The organism is Hydrocarboniphaga sp., assembly GCF_965279055.1.
In the GTDB taxonomy this organism is placed as follows: Bacteria; Pseudomonadota; Gammaproteobacteria; order Nevskiales; family Nevskiaceae; genus Hydrocarboniphaga.
The window spans coordinates 3,663,088-3,685,666 of sequence record NZ_OZ257125.1 but is presented as its reverse complement, the minus strand read 5'-3'; the positions used below and the strand labels follow the sequence as shown (position 1 = coordinate 3,685,666).

Here is a 22,579-nt window from a genome sequence, read left to right as displayed (position 1 = left end):
AGTACCGCAGTAGAGCAATCCGACTGCGCATGCGGTCAATAATTGAAGCAGAAGCGGTCCGCCTCGTCCCACCGCAAACCTCTCTCACCGCTCTCGCGGCACCCTTCTTCCGCAAAGGGGGAGAAGGGGCGGCAGATATCCATTGCGTCCGTCGAGCCACCCACGCGGTTTGCTTGGGCCGCTCCTACAGGTCGGCAGCGACACGAGACACAGCTCAGCGCGACCAGCAGTTCGCCGCGGTTCCCGCCGATGCCAGACGAATACCGCTCGAGGTCAGGCACAGCGTGGCGCAAGCGGTATCGCGCGCCTGGCTGCCGACCGGCGCCGCGATCAGCGTATAGCCGGCGCTGGTCGCCGAGCCGGTGGCCGGGCAGGTCCCGTTGGTGGTCAGCGCGGCGCTGCTGAGCTGGTAGATGCTGTTGCTGGTCTGGGTCGCGGCGGTGGATCCGTCTCGCGACAGATACGCCGCCAGGCCCAGATCGCTGAGCGTGCTGGTGTAGGTCTTGCGGTCGACGAAGTAAGTCTCCTGCGCCGCCGCCATGCTGACCAGCGCCGATTTGCCGACCGCGCGGTTGGTGCGCAGCGTATAGCTGCTGTAAGCCGGCAAGGCGATGATCGTCAGCAGGCCGACGATGGCGACGGTGACCATCAGCTCGATCAGCGTGAAGCCGCGTTGCCGCTGCCGGGTGTTGCCGCAAGCAGAGAACGTATTCAAGGCTTGGTCTCTTCGTCGCCGCGCCGTTCGCGCCAGTAGATCGTATACGCCGGCGTCGTATCCAGCTTCAGGGTCGAGGCGTTCTGCGCCAGCGCGTTCGCGGTCAGCGTGTTGAACTCGCCCGGCAGGCCCGGCGTCGTGCTGGCCTGGCTGCGCTGGCTGCCATCGCCGTCGTTGATGAAGCTGGCCACGGTCGGCCGCGAATCGCTCAGCGCCAGGCCATAGACCTTGCTGGTGCCCTCGGACGGCGTGCAGCTCTGCGCGCTGCCGGGCGGCGTGTAGGTGGCAAAGAACGCGGTGCCGGAGGCACTGAGCGGCTGCGACAGCACTTTCTCGCCGCTGCCGGCGAGCTTCACTTTCCAGCCGGTGCTCAAGTCCGACGTGGCCGCGCAGCTGACCGTGCTGGCGCTGGCGCAGGTGGTGGTCAGATCGGTGAAATCGGCCTGGCCTTTGAGCGCCGCGTCGGTGGTGACCACGCTCGCCGCCGCGAGGCCGCTGGCGGTGCGGTTGTCGCGGTAGGCATAGAAATAATTCTCGGTGGTTACGTTCAGCGGATCTTCGCGATCACCGGAGCCGAAGGTGACCATGTCGAAGTTGCCGGTGGTGCCGCGATACGGCGCGTAGTCGGGCGCCTGGAAGAAGCGGCGATCGTTGGCGACGTTGCTGGTGCGGTGACGGCCGAGGCTGGCGATCGGCGACAAGGTCCACTTGGTCCGGTCCGCGCCGGGGAAGTCGCCGCGCCACAGGCGGCCGCCGGTGTCGCCGACATACAGACGATCGGTCAGGCCGTCGCCGTCGCTGTCGACGATGGTCACGTCGGACGGAATGCTGTTGGTCAGCAGCGGATGGGCGAAGGCCTTGGTCGTGGCGTTGAACGGCGTGCTGCTGCTGTAACTGCCTTGCACGGCTTTCCACAACAGGTCGCCGGTCTGCGCATCGACGATGTAGATCGCGTTGCCGACGCTGTCGTCGGTGCCGACGCGGCCGTCGCTGCCGCGGTTGTAGTCCTTGCCGAGCTTGGTGCCACCGCTGGTGACGCCGCCGTTGTAGCCGCCGGCGAAAATCACCACCGGCTTGGTCGTCGTCGTCGTGCCCTCGGTCACGCTCATGCGGCCGATTTGCGGATTCGACAGCGTCAGCCCCAGCTCGGCGTACAGGGTCGACGAACTGGCGACCAGGCCGCTGCTCTTGTACAGGCCGTCCGGGCCGATGCGCCACATCAGGCTCGGCGAATCCGGGTTGGTCAGGTTCATGCCGTAGTAGTAGCGGCCGCTGCGACGCAGGCCGAAGAACATCCAGGCGCGGTCGTTGCTGTTGCCGGAATCGATCACGCCATCGGCGGCGCCGCCGCTGCTGCTGCGGTCCTGCAGCAGCACCGCCGGTGCGCCGTCGACGCCGTAGGGCAGGCCGGGCACGCTGGTGTTCTCGCGCAGCACGCTCTGCTGCGCCATCACCGGCCGCGGCATGAAGCCCCAGTTCTCGACGCCGTCGCTGTTGCGCACCATGCGCATGAAGCCGTCGGCGGCGCCGTAGACCACGCGGATATCCGGGCTGCTCGCGGTGAAGCTGCCGCGCGCGCCGTAGTTGATCGCGACCGGCCGCGAATGCAGCAGCGCGCCGTGCATCCAGCTGCGCGCGGTGACGCCGGTGACGGTGGCGCCGGTACCCAGCGGCGTGGCCGCGGTGCCGACATTGAAGCCGCGCGCATACAGCAGCAGCTGGCGACGCAAGGTGTCGTCCGCGGTCGTGGTGCCGGTGACACCGAGGTCGGTCTTGAGCTCGTCGCGCACGGCCTGGGTGTCCGCATCGAGGCCGTTGATTGCGAAGCTGGTCGCGGTGATCTTGTCGTAGTACAGCGTGCGCTTGGCGTCGCTGTTGACGCGGCCCGGATCGCCGCCGCCGGCAAACAGGTAGCCGGGGATTTTCTGGCCGGCACCGCCCAGGGTCGAGCTGCGGCCGTCGGCGCTGACGCCGCTGCCGAGCAGGCTGGTGTTGGTCCAGTAGGTCAGCGCGCTGGTCTTGATGCGGCCGTCGCTGGCGATCGCCAGGGCGCCGTTGGCGTCGTAGTACTGGTAGTTGCCGCTGCTGTCGGTGGCCACGCGCAGCCGCTTCAGGTTGCCGTTCCAGCGCGGTTTCTGGCTCAGATCGGGCTTGAATTCGGCGAAGAAGGCTTCCGGCCGCACCGCGCTGGGCTGGGTCAGATCCACCGTCAGGCTCGGCGTCACCAGCGATGCGTCGACGTCGATCACCGGCTTGAGCAGTGTCGCCGCGGTCTGGCCCAGACCGAGCAGGCCGAGGCTGTCGACGTAACTCAGCACCGTGGCACCGGCATTGGCCAGCGTCGACATGCTGGTCAGCAGGTTCTGGATCAGGAAGAACGAGCGCAGCTGGATGGTATTGCCGGCGTTGTCGGTGAAGCCCGGATTGGCCGCCTGCGTGACCACATTGGACAAGGTGATCGCGCCGCTGGGCAGGCCCGGGAAATAGCTGCGCAGCGTCGCGTCGGATTCGCTGTCGCGGATGTTGTTGGTCAACATAATGTTGAGCACGTTGGCGGTGCGGCATTCCAGCGCCGGCTTGCTGTAGTTGCCGTTGGATAGCTCGATGGTGGTGTCGCGGGTCAGCAGGCCGGTGAGGCCGTCCCAGCGCGCCAGCGGCGCGTTGTAGATGTCATTGCCGGCGAGGTAGTGCGCCAGTTCGGCGTAGACCTCCTTGCCCTGGTACGGCGGCAGCAGCTGCGTCGGCGTGGTCAGTGCGGTGCTCAGCAGCGCGGTGGTCGAGTTCAGCAGGTTGGTCGGCGACAGCATGTTGGTCAGCAGCGAGCCGACCTTGGTCAGCACCGTCGACACGGTGCCGGTGTCGACCAGGCTGGTGAAGCCGAGCAGCATGTAGGCGCCGTTGCTGCAGCCGCTGGTGGTACGCCGCGCGCCGGGTATCGAGGCCAGGTCGGCGAATGCGCAACTGCTGGCGGGCGAGCCGGTGGCATTACTTCGATCCGCGTGGGAAACCATGATCGCGACGTTGGTGTTGATCAGATTGTTGAGTATGTTTTCGAGCAGGCCGATCAGGCCGACCTGGCCGAGATTGAGCACGCCGCTGAAGGTGCTCTGCAGCAGGCCGATGATCGCACTCGGCAGCGCGCCGACGACGGTGCTCAGCAGCGGGCTGATCAGGCCGGCGATCAATTGCCCGACGAAACCGCTCATCAGGCCGTTGAGGATGCTGCCGACCAGCGGAACACTGAGCAGGAAACTCAGCGTGCTGCAGGTGAGCGTGGTGACACCGCCGAGTACCAGCGACAGCAAGTAGCTGATGCCCGGGATCGGGATTACCGGTGCCACCAGCCCGAGCAGGCCGTAGAGATCGCACAGCGCATTGGCGCTGCTGCTGCAGGTGGTGGGCGTGGTGCAGGTGTAGCTGCCAACCAGCAGGCTGGTCAGGAAGGCGGTGGGATTGCTGGTCAGGCCGCCGAGCAGATCCGACAGCACGATGGTGTTGGTGATGTTCAGGCACAGCTGCGGCGAATCCGGGTTGTTCGGATTGCTGGTCTGCGTCAGCACGCTGTTGCAGATGCCGAGCAGATTCAGATCGAGCACGATCACCGTATACGGAGGCTTGACGCTATTGGCCGCCGGATTGGTGTAGATCTCGATGTCGTCGGCGCGGGCTTTCTCGGTCTCCACGGCCAGCGTGAAGCAGATGAACAGGCCGAGGAACGCCGCGAGCAGTCGGTGGCGCAGTGTGCTGTTCATGCTGTTCTCTCTGCCCGTTGCCATTGCATCTACTGCTGGTTCAGGCCGCGAATCTTCGCGACCTTGACGTACACACCCTGCGCCACTTCGGCACCGCCTTGCGCCAGCGTGTCGCTGCTGGCAACGCGGTCGTAGCCGGCGACGATGGTGAACGCCGCGAGGTTGTAGCGGTCGCCACTGTCGCCTTCGCGAATCGCCGATACCGGTGCGTAATCGCCGCCGTTGACCTGTTCTCGCCGTACCGACACGTACAGATAGTTCTGGTAATTGGTGTTCGGCATCAGCGCGCTGTTGGCGCTCGCGCCCGGGCAGCTGAAGCCCTGCTGCGTGCTCAGATTGCTGGCGTTGAGCGACGAGCCGATCGCGCAGCTCTGCAGATAACCCGAGCCCGGCAGCACGTTCAGCGCGGACGAATACGCACGCACCGATTCCAGCGCGGTCTGCGCGTTCTGCAGCGCGTCCATACGCCCGGATTCGTTCTGCGACAGGCGCAGGTTGAGGCTGCCGGTGCGCATCGCCGCCAGGCCGAGCAAGGTCAGGATCACCAGAAAGAACAGTGCCGTTGCCAGCGCTGCGCCGCGTTGATGCCGTGAGGTGGAACAGGCTGGAGTGCGCATGTCAGCGGGCCGGTTGGTTGCGCAGGTAGACGGTGGTGGAATACAGGCGGCGGTAGTAGTGCGTGTCGTTGCCGCTGGCGGTGTAGGCCGCGGCATCGCCGGCGGTATAGGTCTTGGTGTCGGTGTAGGCAGCGTCGCTGCGTACCGAGCGCATGCGCAAAAAGATCTGCGCGGTCTGCGCATTGGTCGCCACTTCCTGCGCGCTCGGCGTGCTGGTGTAGCGGAAGCCCGAGCCGTCGGCGTTGGCGATGCCCCAGACGATCTGCAGGTCCTCGACACCTTCGGCCAGGCATTCGGCGTAGAAGCCGCTGGCACTCGCGGTGGAGCCGGCGGCGCCACAGCTGCCGCTCTCGCTATCGGCGCCGGCGGCATAGCCGCTGGAGCACAGCTCCTTGCGGCACAGCGTGGGAATGCCGTCGCCGGACGTGCGCGAGTAATTGCGCACATAGTAGATGCGCGGCACGTAGCGGTAGAAGCTCATCGGCGCGCTTAGCGGCGCCTCGGTTCCGATCGGCGCGGCGGTGTCGGCCGAGCCCCAGCGCATCAGGGTGCCGACCACACCATTGGTCTGCAGGTAGTAGTTATAGGCACGCAGCTTCACCTGGGTGTCGCCGCTGGCCATGCTGCCGGTGAGCTGGCCGGCGACGCGGCGCAGCGCGACGACGTCGGTGCCGGTCTTGTAGTTGCCGATGCATTTCCACAGCGCACTCGGCGCGCCGCTGACGCTCTGGTTGCGGAACTCGACACGGCTCGGCCAGAGCAGCGTCTGCGAGATGCCCGCGGCGTCGGTCGTCACCAGCTTGCGTGTCAGCTCGAACGCCCAGCGCGTGGTCGCGTCGGCGCCGCAGTCGTTGGCGCCGGTCAGCGCGGCACTCGCGGTGCTGCTGTCGTTGGTCGCATCCGTATCGTTGGTGTTTGGCGTGATCGTCGCGGCGCTGGCGATGCCGCCCCAGTAGCCGGCCATGGTGATATCGCGCGACAAGGTCGCCAGCGCGAAGCGCGCCTGGTCCTGCATGCCGGAGATCAGCTCGTTCTGGCGGTTGCTGCGATTGGTGTAGACGAACAGCGAGCCGATGCCGACGACCAGGATCAGCCCCAGCGTCAGGCTGATCATCAGCTCGACCAGGGTCAGGCCGGCCTGGCGGCGCGGCAAGAACCGGCGGCTCATATGAACTCCACGACGATCAGCCGGCGCAGCAGGTCGTTGGCGCCGCTGGTCAAAGGATCGGTGTAGCGGCTCAGGCCGGTACCGCAGGTGTCACTGGCCGGATCGCTGCTCGAGGTGCTGATCGGCACCGCGCTGTAACCGCGCCAGGCGACGACGACGCGGTACACCTTGCTGGTGCTGTTGTAGGTGATGCAGCCGGTCGGGTTGACCAAGCCGCCGGTGGAGTTGTTGCCGGCGTCCCTTTCTTCGGCGCCAAGCAGCCGCTGGCCCCATTGGTAGACGTCGTAGGCGGCCAGGTCGGTGCTGCTGCAGGCCGCGGACGCGGCGGCGCAGCCGGTGGCGCTGGCGACCGTGGTCGCGTCGCTGGTCAGGTAGGAACTTTTGGCGCCGGGATTGGCGCGCATGCGCTCGACCATGTCCTGCGCCAGCGCGGTGGCGCTGGTGCGTTGCGCGGTTTCGAAGTTCACTTTCTTCGACGCCGCCTGCAGGCCGGCCACGGTCAGCAGGCCGACCGCGGTGACGAAGATCGTGATCAGCACTTCGATCAGCGTGAAGCCGTCTTGTCGTTGGGTGCGGATGGGGGCCGGGCGCATGCGGATCAACCGCAGGCCGCGGTGGTGGTGGCGGCGTCGAGCGGCCGCAGGCTGACATAACCGCTGGGCGCGATCTCGACGCGGCGGCTGTCGGTGAGCCGCTGGCTGGTTTCGCAGATCGTGAAGCTCAGGGCCTGCGAAGGCCGGCCGTTGCTGCCGAACAGCAGATAGGCCGGGTTGCCGGTGGGCGCCAGCTTGAACGCATCGCCGGTGCCGGCGGCGGTGACGCGGCCGATCGGCTCGTACACCGCGATGATGTCGCCGGCCGCGTCCGGCTCGGTGGTGTCGATGGTGCTGTCGCTGTCGCGGTAGACGATCCAGCCCTGGGCCCAGCTGCCGCTGCTGATGTTGCAGGTCGGGTAGCTGCCGCTGGCGAAGTAGTTGCGCCGGCAGACGACGACGTTGCCGTTGCGCGCGATCGCCTCGCTGCGCGCCTGGTTCAGCGCGGTCAGCAGCGCGGTGCCGCCCTGGGCCCGGGCCGAGCTCAGGCCCATCTGCTGGAAGCTCGGAATCGCGGCTGCCAGCAGCACGCCGGCGATCGCCACGACGACGAGCAACTCGAGCAAGGTGAAGCCGTTGGGGGTCGGAGAGCGAGCCATCGTCTAGTTATACCGTTGCGGTGAATTCCTACATTTGGCTGCGGACGGGCGGTGTCGCTTTGCAGGCTGGAGGGAAACTCCGGACAATTGCCGTCCGCTGCCGCGCCGCGCTGACGCCTTGATCAGGGTAGCCCGCGCCATCTCGCCTCCGAAGGATCCGGTTTTGGCTTCGTCGTCCGTCAGCTCTTCTCCTGCACATGTCGCCATCGTCGGTGCCGGCGTCATCGGCATGCTCAGCGCCCTGCAGCTTCACGGCCGCGGCTGGCGGGTCTCGGTATTCGATCAGGCCAGCGCCGGCCGTGAATCGTCCTGGGCCGGTGGCGGCATTCTGAGCCCGATCCTGCCGTGGAACTACCCCGCGCCGGTCTGGCAGCTGAGCCGGCGCAGCCTGCCGTTGTACAAGGCCCTGGCGCCGGAACTGGCCGCGGCCACCGGCGTCGATCCCGAGTTGCTCGCCTCCGGCGCGATGCTGCTGGACCCGGCGCAGATCGCCGCCGGCCAGGCCTGGTGCGCCGCCGAGGGGCTGCCGGCGATGGAGATCGACGCGATCCTGCGCACGCGCGGCCCGGCGCTGCCCGGCCTGTTGCTGCCGTGGATAGGGCAGATCCGCAATCCGCGGCTCGGCCAGGCGCTGCGTCTAAGGCTGGGTCAGCTCGGCATCGAGCTGCACGAGAACACGCCGGTCGCCGGCTGGCTGCGCGACGGCGAGCGTGTCAGCGGCGTGCGCACCGTGGCCGGCGACGAGCACCGCGCCGACGCCGTGGTGCTGGCCGCCGGCGCCTGGAGCGGCGCGCTGGGCGCGCTGCCGGTGGCGCCGGTGCGCGGCCAGATGCTGCTGCTGCAGGCCGTGCCGAGCCGGCTCAAGCGCATCGTCTTCAGCCAGGGGCGCTATCTGATCCCGCGCCGCGACGGCCGCATCCTGGTCGGCAGCACGGTCGAGCATGCCGGCTTCGACAAGAGCATCACCGGCGATGCGCGCGACGAGCTTGTGGCCTTCGCCGCCGGCCTGCTCGGTGACGAGGTCAAGGGCCAGGTCGAAGCGCACTGGAGCGGCCTGCGCCCGGGCACTGCCGACGGCATTCCCTATATCGGCGCGCATCCCGCGCTGCCTGGCCTGTGGGTCAACGCCGGCCACTACCGCAACGGCCTGGTGATGGCGCCGGCCTCGACCGAACTGCTGGCCGACCTGATCGAAGACAAGGCGACGCAGGTGGATGCGGCGGCGTACAAGCCCGGGCGCGCGTCGCGGGGGTGAAACCCGGGATTGCGCTTTGCGCTAACGCCAGCACGCCGCCGGCGTTCGCGTGCCGCTCTGATCGATCTCCAGCCGCGCGCAGCTGACATCGCCCTGCGCGTCGGCATTCTGATTGCCGGTGCTGCGCGCGTCGGCGCGCAAGGTATTGCTGGTCGCGGTCGAAGCCGCGATCGACAGGCTGTAGTAATCGGCGACGTCGCCGCCCGGCGTGCCGAGCTGGGTTAGCGCAGTGGCATACGCCGCGTTGTCGGCGCGGTATTTTTCCTGGCGCAGATGCAGCTCCATCAGGGCCGCGATCGCACTGCTGCGATGGGTCTTGCGCACCACGCGCTGATACGTGGGCACGGCGATCGACGCCAGCAGCGCGATCAGGCTGATCGCCACCGCCAGTTCGATCAGGCCGTATCCGCGATGGTGCTGGTGCATCGATGTGCTCGTGTCGAGTCGTTCGCAGTTTGCGCGTCGCCGCATCGCGCATCGGTGACGTTGCGCGCAGTCGGCCGCGCGATGCACGCCTAGATTGGCGGCATCGTCGTCTGGCGGGGGCCGGGATGCGAGATTTGCGCGGTTACACCTTGCTCGAGGCGATGATCGTGGTCGCGATTCTCGGCGTGCTGCTGGCGGCGAGCCTGCCGTCTTTCAGCGAGCTTGGCATGACCTCGACCCTGAAAAGCGCCGCCGACCGCCTGCGCAGCGACATGGGCGAAGCGCGCAGCGCCGCACGCGAGCGCGCGCAGCCGGTCTACCTGAGCCTGGTGCGCGACAGCGCCGGAACCAGCTGGTGCTGGGGCTTGAGCCTGAAACCCTCCTGCGACTGCCGGCTCGACGATCGCAACGCCAGCGCGTTCTGCTTCATCGATCGCGATGCGCTGAGCGCGCTGCCGTTGCCGCGCGTGGTTCGCAGCAGCGAGTATCACGGCATATCGCTGGAGCCGAGTTCGCTGGGCAGCAGCCTGCGTTTCAGCCCGGTGCGGCCCGATCTGGTCGCCGGCAACATCGCCTTCAGCGTCGGCAGCAGTGGCCAGACCCTGCGCGTCGTCATCAGCTCGCTGGGGCGTCTGCGCCTGTGCTCGCCGAGCGGCGCGCGCGCCGTGCCGGGCCAGCCGGCATGCTGAGCGCGGCGACGATGCGCGGCTTCACGCTGATCGAGCTGATGATCGCCCTGCTGTTGGGCTCGATAGCGCTCAGCGCCGCGGTCGGCCTGCTGAGTTCGACGTTGAGCCTGCATCGCGACAGCCTGCAGCGCACGCGCATGAACCAGGATCTGCGCCAGCTGGTCGACGTGATGCAACGCGACATCACGCGGGCCGGCGGCTGGAACGCCGCGGGCGCGGTATCGCGCGCAGCCAATTCGCATGACCTGATCGCCAGCGCCGCGTCCGGCAGCATCGGCCTGCAGTCAGTGCTGGCCGGCACTTCGACGGTGGATGCCGCGTTCGCCTCACCGTTGTCGTCGGCGGTTCTGGTCGGCCGCAAGCTGGTGATCAGCGCGCGCGATGCCAGCGGCGCCACGCGCCGCTACGAACTCACGATCAGCGCCTATCTCAGCGCGTCGACAATCAGCGCGACGCTTGGCAGCGGCAGCCTGTCGACGATGCGCATCGCCGCGGGCAGCTGGACCGTGCTGAATCCTTTCGACACGCTGGCCGCGTCCGGCACCGACTGCCTGGTTTTCAGCTACGACGAAAACGGCAACGGCGTGCGCGACGACCAGGAGCGCTATGGCTATCGCTACAACGCCGCCGATCGCGCGCTGCGCTCGGTCAACAACGCCGACAGCTGCGGCGACGGCAACTGGGAGAACGTCAGCGACGAGCGCGCGCTACGCGTCACCGCGCTGAACATCGCGTATCAGGCGCAGCCGACCGCATCCGGCAATGCGCTGCAAGGGCAGCGCCGCTCGGCGAGCTTCGCGGTCGACGTGCAGTTGCGCTCGGTCGCGACGGCGGACCGTTCGCTGCGTGCCGTCGCGCAGCTGCGCAATGATGCGCTGCGCTGAATCGCAGCGGGGCGCAGTCGCGACCGGTGTCGCGCTGTTGTTGCTGATCCTGGTCACGCTGCTGGTGCTGTCGGCGATGCAAATCGCCGTCGGCGATCAGCGCAGCATGGCCAGCGACGCGCAGACCCAGCGGCTCGCCGCGCTGGCCGAGCTGGAGCTGGCGCGCGGTCTGACGCACCTGCGTGCCAACGCCAACCGCATTGCCGCAACGCAGGCAGAGGGCTGGATGTCCAGCGCTGCGCAACGCTGGTCGGCCTGTTCCGGCACGCGTATCGACCCGCCTTGTGGCGATGGCGTCCGCAATCTCTTCGACTCGCGCTGGACCGCGTATGCCGACGTCGCCGAGGCGCGCTACAGCGCCGGCGCAGATTCCGCGAGGCTGCATTTTCTGGCGCTCGCACTGACCGCCGGCACGGCGGCGCCGCGTGCCGACGTGCTGCAGGTCGTTGGCGAAAGCGCCAGCGCCGATGGCCGCAGCCGCGCGCTGGTGCGGCAGGACGTGCTGATCCACCCGTTGATTGCGCAGTGGCCGGAAGCGACGGTGATCGCCGCCAGCGCACGCTTCGGTGGCAGTGGCCGTATCGTCGCCGCGCCGCTGTCGATATGGACGGCCGGCGATGCGCATCTGGCCGACACCAGTCAGACCTGTGCGGTTTCGTCCGATGCCGCCAGCGCCTGCGGCGCGACGCTGAGCGAGCCGGGGCTGGAGCAGGCCGACATGCTCGACGTCGACGGCAACCTCGGCGTGAATCGCGACAGCAGCGTCGCGCCCGGCGACATCGTCGAACGCGTATTCGGTGTCGGCGCGCTGCTGTGGCCGAGCCTGCGCGCGCAGATGCCGGGCCTCGATCGCTGCGCCTCGCTGGGGCCGGATACGCACGGCGCCTGGTGGATCGAGGGCGACTGCGTTGCGACGCCGGATGTGGCCATCGGCAGCGCGACGGCTCCGTTGTTGCTGGTGGTCGCCAACGGGCGACTGAGCCTGGATGGCAACGCGTTTTCCGGCCTGCTGGTGCTGCTGTCGCACGACGCTGGCAGCTCCGGCATCGCGCTGACTCACGACGCGAGCATCGCCGGTGCGCTGGTCGCGAACGGCCCGCTGGAAATCTCATCGGGCGCCTACCTGATCCGCCCGGACGCCGCGGTCGCCTCGGCGCTGCAAAGCGGTGCGGAGGCGCCGCTGCTGCTGACACCGGTGCCCGGCAGCTGGCGCGACTATTGATGCAAGGGCAGCCGCAGCGGCAGCGCGGGCTCGCCCTGTTCGATGTGCTGATCGCATTGCTGGTGCTCGCGCTCGGTGTGCCGGCACTGTGCCGCTTGCAGGCGCTGGTGCTGCTCGAAGGCAGCAACGCGCGCGCCCGTGCCGCGGCCGCGCAACTGGCCAGGGAAAAGCTCGACGACCTGCGGCAGTTCACGCAACTGCCAGCGGCCGGCGGCGGCACCTACGGCTTCGACGAATGCGGCGACGATCGCGGCGGCCGCGAGAACGCCGATGGTAGCCTGATGGTTGCTGCCGGCGACATCGCGCTGTCCGATTTCCGCTATCAGCGCCATTGGTCTGTCAGCGGCTATTCCTGGTGTGACGCTGCTGCGCTGACCCCCGGGGTCTGCAGTGGTTCTGCCCGCGCCGCCTTGCTGCAGATCCGCGTCACCTTGAGCTGGACCCAAGTCGACGGCAGCGCAGCGGAACTGAGCCTGGACGGGGCGATCGCGGCGATCGATCCCTTGCTCGCCGGCGGCGCGCTGATCCGTCGTCCCAGCCTGCTGCCGCCGGCGCCTCTGCCGCTGTGAGTCGGAATCAGAACATCGCCTTGAGCCTGAACAACAGCCGCGAACGCGCGTCGTCGACCACGCTTTGCGGGATGCCGCTGTCGTGGACTGGTTCTGCGGCGGACACGCTGGCCTCGACATGGCGCAGGCTCGCGCGAAGTGCGATACCGATATCGGCGACCGATTGCGCGTCGACAGCGGCGCCGGCGTCGCTGAATTTGGCGTAGCCGTACTCGCTGAAGACGCCGATGCGCAGGCGCAGCGCGCCGAGCTGGCCGCTGTTGCGCTCCAGTGCGAGTTTGGCGATCGCGCCGCTGTCGCCGACGGCAACGCCGGGCAGAAACGCCTGTACGCCGTCGGCACCGCCGAGCACCCATTGTTCTTCCACCGGCAGTATGTCGCGGCTGTATTGGCCGAGCGCGTCGAAGCGCAGTCGCCATTGCATGCCGAGATTCCAGTTCAGACGCAATTCCGGCCGCAGGCTCAGATAGCCCAGATCGGCCGCGACTTGCTGATCGCCGCTGCGATCATCGCCCAGGCCCTTGCGCAAGCTAGCGCCGACGCTGATATCCAGCGGCTGCAGCAGCAGCGTCGCGTCGGCGACATAGAAACTGGCCAGCTGCAGCGAGCCGTATTCCTGGTTCTGCATCAAGGAATCGGTGGTCGTCTCGCGATAGCGCCGGTGGCTGTAGTCCGCGCTGGCGTCGAGCAGCCAGCGCCAGTCGCGGCGCGCCATCAGCGGCAGCAGTGCACTGGCCTGCAGGCGCTGGATGTCGCTGTCGTAGTGCAGCAGGTTGTTGCGCAGCGGCGCCGGATTTTCCAGGTTCTGGCCATAATCGACGTTGCGTCCGCCGAGGCCGAATACGCCGTAAGGCGTGACCCGGCTCCAGACCAGGTTCTGTTCCTCGTAGCCGTCTGCGCCGCGGGTTTCGCCCAGATCGGTGAATCCATGATTCCACGAGGCCTTGAATTCGTCGCCGCTGTCGAAGGCGTAACGCAGCTCGGCATTGCTGAAGTAGCGGCCGACGAAGCGGTTGCCCGGGTTGCCGAAATCGACGCTCGCGATCGGCGTGCTGCGCGACTGGCGATCCGGTTTCAGATCGAACACGGTGCCGGCGTCGCCGGCGATCAGCTTGGGTTGCACGGTCAGATCGCTGCGATCCGCATACAGCGATGCGAGCAGCTGCCGGCGCTCCAGAGTGGCGTCAGTCAGTGGTTGCTCGCGTTCGATACCGCGAAAGAAGGCAGCGAGTCGCGGCGGCCCGCTGACCGAACTCACGCCGCCCGGCGTCAGCTGCACGTAGACCACGTCGCCGGAGCGCGCATACGTCAGCTGCGTCGCCGGATAACCGCCATCGGCGCAGGCCTGGGCGAGTTCGTACAGGGCATCGGACAGGGTTTTAGCGCGTTTCAGCGCGGCGCTGGCTTGTGCGGCGTCGAGCAGCGCGGCGCCGTGCAGCTCGATCTGCACGGTTTCCTCCGCGTCGCGGAACGCAACGCGGACGGTCGATGGCTGCTGGCGGATCAACTCGACCGTGGCCTGTTGCGGAATCAGCGGTGGCGGCGCGATGACCGGCATGCGGAACTCTCCTGCTTCGATTCAGCGGTTCTGTCGCCTGCTGTTGTTCTGCCCGCCGCCTCTGCGCTGCACATGAAACTGCGCCGGCATCAGCCGGCGCAGGTACTGTTGTGCCTCTTCAATGCTGTTCGCCGGATCAGCCGTCGCTCTCGATCTTGAAGTTCGGCTCGAAGCTGCGCTGGCGGTCGGTCACCGTCAGGCCTTCACGCTGGCTGCCGGCGCTGTACTTGAAGCCGTAGCGGGTGTCGATGGCGCGGCTGGTGTTGCGGGTCTCGCCTGCGTCGGTCAACGGCGCGACGCTGCGATCGAGGCTGCTGCTGAAGGTGTTGCTGCTGCTGATCGTGCGCGTGACGTCGCGGCTGGACTTGTTGCCGTCGCGGGCCGGCGTTGCCGAACCTTCGCGGCCCAGATTCAGCGTCGACGACTGCTCGTAGCTGCGGTCGCTGCTGCGCTCGCGGCCGAGGCCGAGCGCGTTGTTGTCGCCGCCGCTGTCGCGCGAGGTGGTCACCTTGACGCTCGACGTCAGCTTGAGTCCGCTGTCCAGCGAGCGCGTTTCGCCGGAGCCGATCTGCCGCAAGCGTTCGCTCAGCGTCTGGCCGCTGCGTTCGACGCCGTTGCTGATCGCCAAGCTGGCGTTGTTGCCGTCGATGGTCAGCGTCTGCGAGAACTTGCCGTCGCCGCTGTCGCGGCTGCTGCTGATTTTCGGCAGGCGGTCGGCCAGCGAGCGGTCGCCGGCGTCGCTGCGGCTCAGGCCGGCCAGCAGCGGACGCGAGCTTGAGCGATCGGCCGACAGGCTGCGGCTGCCGGAGGTGTCGCGATTGAGCCGGGCGGCAAACCCACTGCTGGTAGATTCGCGGTTGCGCGCGAACAATGCGGTGCGATTGCTGTCGGTATTCACGCCGAGCAGGCCGGAGCCGGAGCCCAGGCGCGACAGGCGGCCGGTATCCGCCGCGTGGGCACCAAAGCTGGCCATCGTCGCCAGCAGCAGCGGCGTCATCAGGAGTGTGCGTTTCATAGTCTGTTCCTACCTTAGGATGGGGGACCCTTCTTTGGGTCGGTCGGCGCCGATAGTGCAACGTGCTGCCTGAATGCCGACGTGACGTCGGTAGCAGCTGGCGCGTTTAGAATGGCCTGACATGCGCCGGCGCGCTATGCGTATCCGATCGACCCGTGATGTCAGCGAAGGCTTACGACAGGACCGGCCCGCTGCCTGCGGCTGCAACCGGCGCCTGTCGGCCAATTTCGGAGTATCCGCAGCAATGGAAGGCGGCATCCGCGTCCCCGATTCATCCTCTCCCGTTTTGGCGGCCAGCGCCGCACATCCCTCACTGGTGCACTTCGCGCTCGCCGTCGGCGGCTTCGCCATCGGCACCACCGAGTTCGCGACGATGAGCCTGGTGCCGTATTTCGCGCCCGATCTGGGTATCTCCGTGCCGACGGCCGGCCATGTCATCAGCGCCTACGCGCTCGGCGTGGTCGTCGGTGCGCCGCTGATCGCGGTGTTGTCGGCGCGCATGGCGCAGCGCAGCGTGCTGCTGTTGCTGATGGGCCTGTTCGCGCTGGCCAACGCCGCGTCGGCGCTGGCGCCGAGCTATCACTGGATGCTGCTGTTCCGCTTTCTGAGCGGCCTGCCGCACGGCGCCTATTTCGGCATCGCGATGCTGATGGCCGCGAGCCTGGTGCCGGCGCAGCGGCGCACCGTCGCGGTCGGCCGCGTGCTGCTCGGGCTCACCGTGGCGACGATCATCGGCGTGCCGGCCGCGAACGCGCTCGGCCAGGCGCTGGGCTGGCGCTGGGGCTTCGGCGTGGTCGCGCTGCTGGCGCTGATCACGGTGGCGCTGGTCGCGGCCTATGCGCCGCGTGATCGCGCGCATCGCGACGCCAGCCCGCTGCGCGAACTCGGCGCATTGCGCAACGGCGCGGTCTGGCTGACGCTGGCCACCGGCGCGATCGGCTTCGGCGGTGTGTTCGCGGTCTACACCTATCTGGCCTCGACGCTGGACGCGGTCACCGGCGCGTCGCCGGCGACGCTGCCTTTCGTGCTCGCCGCATTCGGCATCGGCATGACCGCCGGCAACCTGCTGGTGCCGCGCTTCGCCGATCGCGCGTTGACCACCACCGCCAGCGTGCTGCTGCTGTGGTCGGCGGCCTGCCTGGCGCTGTATCCGCTGGCCGCGCAGCGGCTGTGGAGCATCACGCTGGACGTGTTCCTGCTCGGCTGCGGCACCGCGCTGGCGACAGTGCTGCAGACGCGGCTGATGGACGTGGCCGGCGACGCGCAGCGCCTGGCCGCGGCACTGAATCATTCCGCGTTCAACTTCGCCAACGCGCTCGGCCCCTGGCTCGGCGGCATCGCGATCACGGCAGGCTATGGCTGGGTCTCGACCGGCTGGGTCGGCTGCGCGCTGGCACTCGGCGGCCTGGCGATCTGGGCGCTGGCGGTGCGTCGGTCGCGGGCGTCTGCGCCCCAGCGGTCCGCTGGCTGAGCCGCAAAGCGCCGCGCTTGTGGCGCTGCGCTGCCCGCAAGCGATTATCGCTCCGTGCTCGACGCACGCAGCGCTGCCATTTCGGCGGCCCGCAGGTACGGGTTGGTACACTGACACCCAGCTCGGCGGACTCCTGCAAGTACGACACGATCTGCAGCTACGAGGCCGGCGTGCGCACGCAGCGACGGCTACATCCGGCCGCGCACCCTGATCGCGCGACTCGGCCTGTCGTTCTAAACACGGGAAGCCGCCATGTTCGAATTGCTCAAACTCAACTTCCTGCGCTGGCTGATCCGGGTGACGGTCCGCTACGCCTGGCGCGGCAAGTTCGCCACCGACGTCGACGTCAGCGACGAGACCATGCCGGTGGACGGCGGCCGCATCCGGCTACGTATCTACAAGCCGCGTGGCAAGGGGCCGTTCCCGGTGCTGCTTTTCTTCCACGGCGGCGGCTGGGTCGGCTTCGATCTCGACACCCACGACGCGCTGTGCCGCGATCTGTGCGTGCAGGCCGGGCATCTGGTCGTGTCCGTCGAATATCGCCTCGCGCCGGAGCATCCGTTCCCGATTCCGGTGCAGGACTGCCTGGCCTCGCTGCAATGGATGCGCGACAACGTCGCGCGTCTCGGCGGTGATCCCGCGCGCATCACGCTGTGCGGCGACAGCGCCGGCGGCAATCTGGCCGCGGTGGCGGCGCAGCAGGCGCGCGCGCTGCAGCCGGGCATGATCAAGGGACAGGTGCTGATCTATCCGGTCACCGATCACGGCGCTTTCGGGCAATGGCCGTCGTACCGCGAACACGGCGGGCCGAAGTCCGGACTGCCGCACGTCAAGATGGTCGAGCTGTGGGACCTGTACCTGCGCGGCAGCCCGCTGTGGACAAAAGGCATGCGCTCGCACGATCTGGCGACGCCGCTGCATGTCGCCGACCTGAGCGCGCTGCCGCGCAGCCTGTTCGTGCTCGCGGAAGACGACCTGCTTCGCGACGAAGGACTGGCGTACGCCGAGCGCCTGCAGCAGGCCGGTGTCGAGGTGCAGGTGAAGCGTTATCCCGGCCAGGTGCACGGCTTCGTCGGCACCAGGCCCACCGCCGCGCATCGCGAGGCGGTGGCGGATATCGCCGGCTGGCTGCGCGGCGCCGGGAGCTAGGCGCGTTCGCCGCTGAGCTTGGCGGTGCCGAAGATGCCCATCTTCACCTTGCCGGTGAGCTTGTCACCGTTGATCTGCACGTCGTACTTCAGCGTGATCGACATCGGCTTGGTGACTTTCAGATCCCACTTCAGGTTGTTGCCGTTGATCGTGCCGGTGAAGCTGGCTTCGTCCATGTTGAAGTAGAACGAGCCGCTGACGGTGTTGCCGTCGGTGACCAGCTTGCCGGTGAAAGCCTGCGGCCCCATCGGCGTCGACAGCACGAACTTCCACATGCCGTCGATGCTGGCCTGCGCGGCCGGCTCGGTGATCGGGGCCGGCGTCAGTGCCGACGAAGGCTCGCTGACGACGGCCTCGGCGACCGGCATCGGTGTCTCCGCCGGCCCGCTGGCCGGCGATACAGCGGCCGGCTCGGCCGGCTTTTTCGCCAGCGAGCGGCCTTCGATCACTTCCAATAGCTTGGTCGGCGTCAGCGGCAGCTCGACCTTGATTTCACCGAACGGCGACAGTGCGTCGGCGATCGCGTTGACCAGCGTCGGCGGGCCGATGATGCAGCCGCCTTCGCCGACGCCGCGAAAGCCGCCTTCGGCTTTCGACGGCGCCGAGGCGCCGTGGTGATACTCGAACGTCGGCACGTCGCTGATCGACGGCAGCAGATAGTCCTTGTACGTGACCGCGGTCGGATTGCCGCGCGGATCGTAGGAGACTTCCTCCAGCAGCACGCAGCCGATCGCCTGTGCCAGGCCGCCGGCGATCTGGCCTTCGACCACCGAGGGATTGATCATCACGCCACAGTCTTCGCTGGTGACCCAGCGGCGGATCTTGACGAAGCCGGTGTCGGCGTCGACTTCGACGATGCAGGCATGCGCGGCGCTGGTCATCGTGATCGGCGGCGGGCGATAGCGGTATTGCACTTCCAGGCCGGCCTCCATGCCTTCGGGCAGGCGATCCGGTTCGCCGTAGGCGATGTCGGCGAGATCGCGCAGCGTCACGCTCTGCTGTTTGTCGCCCAGCGCGTGGATCACGCCGTCGCGCAGCAGGATTTCCTCGGGCCTGACGTTGAGCAGATGCGCCGCCGCGAGTTTGATTTTCTCCAGCAGCAGTTCGGACGCGCGGATGCAGGCGCCACCGCCGGCGACCGCCTGGCGGCTGCCGTAAGCGCCGGAGCCGTAGCCACCGCGCGAGCTGTCGTCCTCGTGAATGGTCACGTCTTCGAACAGCACGCCGAGGGTTTCGGCGATGACCTGCGCCATCGTCGTCTGCGTGCCGTGCCCCTGCGAATGCGTCGACACCACCGCGCTGACCTTGCCGGTGGGCTCGATACGGATATGCGCCGATTCGCTGATCAGCACCGCGATGCCGGTGCTGCCCGCGGTCGGTTCGATATACGTCGCGACGCCGAGGCCGAGATAGCGGCCCTGCTTGCGCGCCTGCGCCTGCTCGACGCGGAACGCGGCGACGTCGACATGGCGCAGCAGTTCTTCCAGGCATTCGGCCGGGCTGATGTCGTCCAGCTGCAGGCCCATCGGCGTGGTGCAGGGCTGGTCGGCCCGGGTGATCAGCGTGCGGCGGCGCAGCTCGATTGCGTCGATGCCGAGCTGGCGCGCGGCGCGATCCAGCAGCACTTCGCGCGCCAGTGATTCCAGCGCCCAGGGCCCGCGATACGCCGACAGACCCACGGTATTGGTGAACCAGCCGCGCGCGTGAAAGCCGAACGTCGGGCATTTGTGCGCGGCCCACAGGAACATCATCACCGCGATGTTGCTGTCCGCGCCCTGCGGATAGGCGCCGTTGTTGAGACCGTAGTCGGCGTGCGAGCCGAGCAGGTTGCCGTCCTTGTCGAACGCGACGCGCAGCCTGATCTCTTGCTCGCGCGCCTGGTTCGCCGAGGTCAGGTTTTCCAGGCGATCCTCGATCCATTTGATCGGCCGCCGCAGCAGCATCGCCGCCAGCACCACGGCGACTTCCTCGCGCCAGGGCTGGCCTTTCAGGCCGAACGAGCCGCCGACGTCTTTCGAGATCACGCGGATCGCGGTCGCCGGCATGCCGAAGGCCTGCGCGAACCAGCGTGCCGCCAGCTGCGGGCCCTGGCAGGACAGATAGATCGTCAGCTCGTCGTTGCCCTGCGGCGCGGCGACGACGCCGCGCGGTTCCATCGGCGACTGCGCGATGCGCTGATGCGTCAGCTCCAGCCTGATCAGATGCGGCGCGCCGGCGAGCAGCGCTTCCAGCTCCTCGTCGGCTTCTTCGGAGCCGGTCGCGGCGGCGACGTTGGAGTCGGTGCCCGGATGCACCAGCGGCCCGCTCTTGGCGTCGGCCAGTGTCACCACCGGATCTTCTTCCTCGTACTCGACGACGATCAGGCCGGCGGCATCTTCGGCGATGTAGCGATCCTGGGCGACGACCATCGCGATCGGGTCGCCGACATGGGTCACGCAGTCGGTCGCCAGCACCGGCACCGGCACCACCGGCGCGGCCAGGAAGAAGCTCAGCATGTCGACCTTGTAACGCGCCAAGTCCTGCGCGGTCAGCACGGCGTAGACGCCGGGGATTTCGCGCGCGACGGAGAGATCAACCGACTTGATTTTGCCGCGGGCGATCGGGCTGCGATGGAACGCCACCTGCAGCATGCCGGGCAGGCCGACGTCGTCGACATAGACGCCGCGGCCCATCAGCAGGCGCGTGTCCTCGGTGCGCGCGACGCGCTTGCCGATATAGCCCTCGGTGCGCGTGATCGGCGCCGAATGCGGCGCGTTCAAGCGGCGTCTCCGGCGAGCCTGATCGCGGCGCGGCGTATGCCCTGGTAGCCGGTGCAGCGGCAGATGTGGCCGGACAGCGCGGCGAGCACATTCTCCTGGCTGGTCTTGTGTTCACCGCCGGTCAGCGCGGCCAGCGTCATCACGATGCCGGGCGTGCAGAAGCCGCATTGCAGGCCGTGCTCGTCGCGCATCGCCTGCTGCACCGGATGCAGCGTGCCGTCTTCGGCGGCAAGGCCCTCGACCGTGGTGATCGCCGCGCCGTCGGCCTGCACCGCGAGCATCAGGCAGGAGCGCACCGCGAGGCCGTCGACGATCACCGTGCAGGCGCCGCAGACGCCGTGTTCGCAACCGACGTGCACGCCGGTGTAGCCGGCGTCGCCACGCAGGAAATCGCTGAGCAGCAGACGGCCTTCGACCTGGGCTTCGTGTGCGCGGCCATTGATGGTGACGCGAATCGAATGCGTGCTCATGCGCTGTGTCTCGTATTGACCCGCTCGTTCAGCACGCGCGCGAACACGCGGCGGCCGACGGTGCGGCGGTATTCCGCGCTGGCGTGGTGATCGTCGAAAGGCGCGGTGTCGGCGATCGCCAGATCGGCGAGCGCGGCGACGTCGAGCGCGTCGACGCTCTGGCCGATCAGCGCCGCCTCGACCTGGCGCGCGCGCATCGGCGTCGGGCCCATGCCGAACCAGGCGATGCCGGCGCGGGCGACGCGGCCGTCGACGACGCTGAGCGCGCCGGTCAGGCCGACCAGCGCGAAATCGCCGGGCCGCATCGCGACTTCGTTGAATAGCGAAATCGCATCGGCCGGCCAGTCCGGAAAGTGGATGCCGGTGACCAGCTCGTCGAATTCCAGCGCGGTCGCATAAGGGCCTAGATAAAACGCTTCGGCCTTGATGCGGCGACTGCCGCGCGTCGAGCGCACTTCCACCGAGGCGCCGAGCGCGACCGCGGTCGCCGGCAGTTCCGCAGCCGGTTCGCCGAGCGCGATCGAGCCGCCGATGGTGCCGCGATTGCGCGTCTGGTGATGGCCGACATGGCGCGTCGCGGTGACCAGCACCGGCAGCACGCTGCCCAGGGTCGCATCGGCGATGACGTCGTTCTGGCGCATGATCGGGCCGATGCGCGTGCCGCCGTCGTCGCGCGACACGCCCTTGAGCGCGGCAATGCGATTGATGTCGATCAGCACGAATGGCTGGCTCATGCGCAGCGCGAGCAGCGGCATCAGGGTCTGGCCGCCGGCGAGCAGGGTTGCGCCGCCGCCGGCCTCGGCCAGATGCGTGCAGGCTTCTTCTATCGTCGTCGGCGCGACGTAGTCGAAAGGCGCCGGTTTCACCGCTTGCTCTCGTCGAGCAGGCGCGCCAGCAGCGCGGCATCGAGCGTCACCACCGGCGCCGCGGCACGCCGGCCGAACTCGAAGCCGGCTGCGGCGACGATGACCACCAGCAGGCCGATCGACAGGCCGATCCATTCGGAAGCACCGGCCGCGCCGACCTGGCCGTGCCCGACCAGATAACCGACCAGCGCCGCGACCACCAGGGCGAGCAGCCAGCTCATCGACACGCCGCCGCGCGCCGCCGCCGGCGCCGCGTATTGGCCGGCGCTCTGCGCGACCGCCGCGCTGCTCGCGCCGGCGGTCGCAGCTGCCGGCGTCGGCTTGCCGACGATGTTGCCGAACTGCGAGAAGAAGCGGCCGGCCATCTGCTTGGCGGTCGCGTCCATGATCGGGCCGCCAAGCTGCGCTAGGCGGCCGCTGATCTGCGCGTCCACTTCGTAGGCGAGCAGCGTCGCGCCGTTGTCCTCGCTGAGCCGCACCTTGGCGATGCTCTTGACCGAGCCGACCGTGCCGGCCTGGGCTTCGATGGTCAGCGTATAGCTGTTGAGCCTGTCGATGTCCGACAGGGTCACCGTGCCGCTGAAGCGCGCGCCGATCGGCCCGATCTTGATCTCGGCCGCCGCGCGCATGCGGTCTTCGGATTCCTGCGTCACCGATTGGCAACCGGGAATGCAGCGCTTGAGCACCTCGGGATCGTAGAGCCCCGCCCAAACCTGTTCGCGGGACGCGGAAATCCGCTGTTGCCCTGTCATCTGCATCGCTGAACTCTCCGTCGGATGATCGGCCGCGATCGGTCGCGGCT

20 protein-coding genes are annotated in these 22,579 nt (G+C 68.2%); 7 read left to right on the top strand and 13 right to left on the bottom strand.

Annotated features, from left to right (window positions below; translation table 11 throughout):
• Nucleotides 1-214: 214 nt before the first annotated feature.
• The 6 genes from ACQZF9_RS16635 to ACQZF9_RS16610 are packed head-to-tail and all read right to left on the bottom strand — an operon-like array spanning nucleotide 215 to nucleotide 7,444.
• Nucleotides 215-715 carry a type IV pilin protein gene (locus ACQZF9_RS16635; protein WP_428310080.1) on the bottom strand — a complete coding sequence of 167 codons (501 nt, stop codon included), beginning with the start codon at nucleotides 713-715 and terminating at the stop codon, nucleotides 215-217.
• Complete coding sequence (locus ACQZF9_RS16630) at nucleotides 712-4,467, bottom strand: pilus assembly protein (RefSeq protein WP_428310079.1); 3,756 nt, start codon at nucleotides 4,465-4,467, stop codon at nucleotides 712-714. The genes ACQZF9_RS16635 and ACQZF9_RS16630 overlap by 4 nt, the downstream gene beginning before the upstream one ends.
• Nucleotides 4,468-4,496: 29 nt before the next feature.
• A complete protein-coding gene (locus ACQZF9_RS16625; protein WP_428310078.1) occupies nucleotides 4,497-5,084 on the bottom strand; it encodes a pilus assembly PilX family protein in 588 nt (195 codons plus the stop codon).
• Between the two features lies 1 nt (nucleotide 5,085).
• Complete coding sequence (locus ACQZF9_RS16620) at nucleotides 5,086-6,252, bottom strand: PilW family protein (RefSeq protein ID WP_428310077.1); 1,167 nt, start codon at nucleotides 6,250-6,252, stop codon at nucleotides 5,086-5,088.
• Nucleotides 6,249-6,845, bottom strand: a complete 597-nt coding sequence (gene pilV / locus ACQZF9_RS16615; RefSeq protein ID WP_428310076.1) for a type IV pilus modification protein PilV — start codon at nucleotides 6,843-6,845, stop codon at nucleotides 6,249-6,251. The genes ACQZF9_RS16620 and pilV overlap by 4 nt, the downstream gene beginning before the upstream one ends.
• Before the next feature lie 5 nt (nucleotides 6,846-6,850).
• Complete coding sequence (locus ACQZF9_RS16610; RefSeq protein WP_428310075.1) at nucleotides 6,851-7,444, bottom strand: GspH/FimT family pseudopilin; 594 nt, start codon at nucleotides 7,442-7,444, stop codon at nucleotides 6,851-6,853.
• Between the two features lie 163 nt (nucleotides 7,445-7,607).
• Here ACQZF9_RS16610 and ACQZF9_RS16605 point away from each other — a divergent pair, with 163 nt between their 5' ends.
• A complete protein-coding gene (locus ACQZF9_RS16605) occupies nucleotides 7,608-8,699 on the top strand; it encodes an NAD(P)/FAD-dependent oxidoreductase (RefSeq protein ID WP_428310074.1) in 1,092 nt (363 codons plus the stop codon).
• A 21-nt stretch (nucleotides 8,700-8,720) separates the two neighbouring features.
• Here ACQZF9_RS16605 and ACQZF9_RS16600 read toward each other — a convergent pair whose 3' ends face one another.
• Nucleotides 8,721-9,125, bottom strand: a complete 405-nt coding sequence (locus ACQZF9_RS16600; RefSeq protein ID WP_428310073.1) for a type IV pilin protein — start codon at nucleotides 9,123-9,125, stop codon at nucleotides 8,721-8,723.
• 125 nt (nucleotides 9,126-9,250) lie between these two features.
• Here ACQZF9_RS16600 and ACQZF9_RS16595 point away from each other — a divergent pair, with 125 nt between their 5' ends.
• Genes ACQZF9_RS16595 through ACQZF9_RS16580 form a run of 4 tightly spaced genes read left to right on the top strand, consistent with a single transcriptional unit; the run spans nucleotide 9,251 to nucleotide 12,489 of the window.
• Nucleotides 9,251-9,814 carry a GspH/FimT family pseudopilin gene (locus ACQZF9_RS16595; protein ID WP_428310072.1) on the top strand — a complete coding sequence of 188 codons (564 nt, stop codon included), beginning with the start codon at nucleotides 9,251-9,253 and terminating at the stop codon, nucleotides 9,812-9,814.
• Complete coding sequence (locus tag ACQZF9_RS16590) at nucleotides 9,808-10,698, top strand: PilW family protein (RefSeq protein WP_428310071.1); 891 nt, start codon at nucleotides 9,808-9,810, stop codon at nucleotides 10,696-10,698. Before ACQZF9_RS16595 ends, ACQZF9_RS16590 begins: the two co-directional genes overlap by 7 nt.
• A complete protein-coding gene (locus ACQZF9_RS16585; protein WP_428310070.1) occupies nucleotides 10,682-11,920 on the top strand; it encodes a hypothetical protein in 1,239 nt (412 codons plus the stop codon). The genes ACQZF9_RS16590 and ACQZF9_RS16585 overlap by 17 nt, the downstream gene beginning before the upstream one ends.
• On the top strand, nucleotides 11,920-12,489 hold the full coding sequence (locus ACQZF9_RS16580; protein WP_428310069.1) for a hypothetical protein: 570 nt from the start codon (nucleotides 11,920-11,922) through the stop codon (nucleotides 12,487-12,489). The genes ACQZF9_RS16585 and ACQZF9_RS16580 overlap by 1 nt, the downstream gene beginning before the upstream one ends.
• A gap of 7 nt (nucleotides 12,490-12,496) precedes the next feature.
• Here ACQZF9_RS16580 and ACQZF9_RS16575 read toward each other — a convergent pair whose 3' ends face one another.
• Together ACQZF9_RS16575 and ACQZF9_RS16570 are read right to left on the bottom strand one after the other, a co-directional pair.
• On the bottom strand, nucleotides 12,497-14,047 hold the full coding sequence (locus ACQZF9_RS16575) for a ShlB/FhaC/HecB family hemolysin secretion/activation protein (RefSeq protein WP_428310068.1): 1,551 nt from the start codon (nucleotides 14,045-14,047) through the stop codon (nucleotides 12,497-12,499).
• A gap of 136 nt (nucleotides 14,048-14,183) precedes the next feature.
• The gene (locus tag ACQZF9_RS16570; protein WP_428310067.1) at nucleotides 14,184-15,062 is read right to left on the bottom strand and encodes a hypothetical protein; all 879 of its coding nucleotides are present in this window, start codon (nucleotides 15,060-15,062) and stop codon (nucleotides 14,184-14,186) included.
• Nucleotides 15,063-15,306: 244 nt separating this feature from the next.
• On the opposite strand from ACQZF9_RS16570, the gene ACQZF9_RS16565 reads away from it, so the two are divergent.
• Entirely contained in the window at nucleotides 15,307-16,533 is a 1,227-nt protein-coding gene (locus ACQZF9_RS16565; protein ID WP_428310066.1) for an MFS transporter, read from the top strand.
• 252 nt (nucleotides 16,534-16,785) lie between these two features.
• Entirely contained in the window at nucleotides 16,786-17,682 is an 897-nt protein-coding gene (locus ACQZF9_RS16560) for an alpha/beta hydrolase (RefSeq protein ID WP_428310065.1), read from the top strand.
• Here ACQZF9_RS16560 and ACQZF9_RS16555 read toward each other — a convergent pair.
• The 4 genes from ACQZF9_RS16555 to ACQZF9_RS16540 are packed head-to-tail and all read right to left on the bottom strand — an operon-like array spanning nucleotide 17,679 to nucleotide 22,535.
• Nucleotides 17,679-20,441, bottom strand: coding sequence for a xanthine dehydrogenase family protein molybdopterin-binding subunit (locus ACQZF9_RS16555; protein WP_428310064.1), 2,763 nt, complete (start codon nucleotides 20,439-20,441; stop codon nucleotides 17,679-17,681). The genes ACQZF9_RS16560 and ACQZF9_RS16555 overlap by 4 nt on opposite strands.
• Nucleotides 20,438-20,911, bottom strand: a complete 474-nt coding sequence (locus ACQZF9_RS16550; RefSeq protein ID WP_428310063.1) for a (2Fe-2S)-binding protein — start codon at nucleotides 20,909-20,911, stop codon at nucleotides 20,438-20,440. Before ACQZF9_RS16550 ends, ACQZF9_RS16555 begins: the two co-directional genes overlap by 4 nt.
• A complete protein-coding gene (locus ACQZF9_RS16545) occupies nucleotides 20,908-21,777 on the bottom strand; it encodes an FAD binding domain-containing protein (RefSeq protein ID WP_428310062.1) in 870 nt (289 codons plus the stop codon). The genes ACQZF9_RS16550 and ACQZF9_RS16545 overlap by 4 nt, the downstream gene beginning before the upstream one ends.
• A complete protein-coding gene (locus ACQZF9_RS16540) occupies nucleotides 21,774-22,535 on the bottom strand; it encodes a CoxG family protein (protein ID WP_428310061.1) in 762 nt (253 codons plus the stop codon). The genes ACQZF9_RS16545 and ACQZF9_RS16540 overlap by 4 nt, the downstream gene beginning before the upstream one ends.
• Nucleotides 22,536-22,579: the final 44 nt, after the last annotated feature.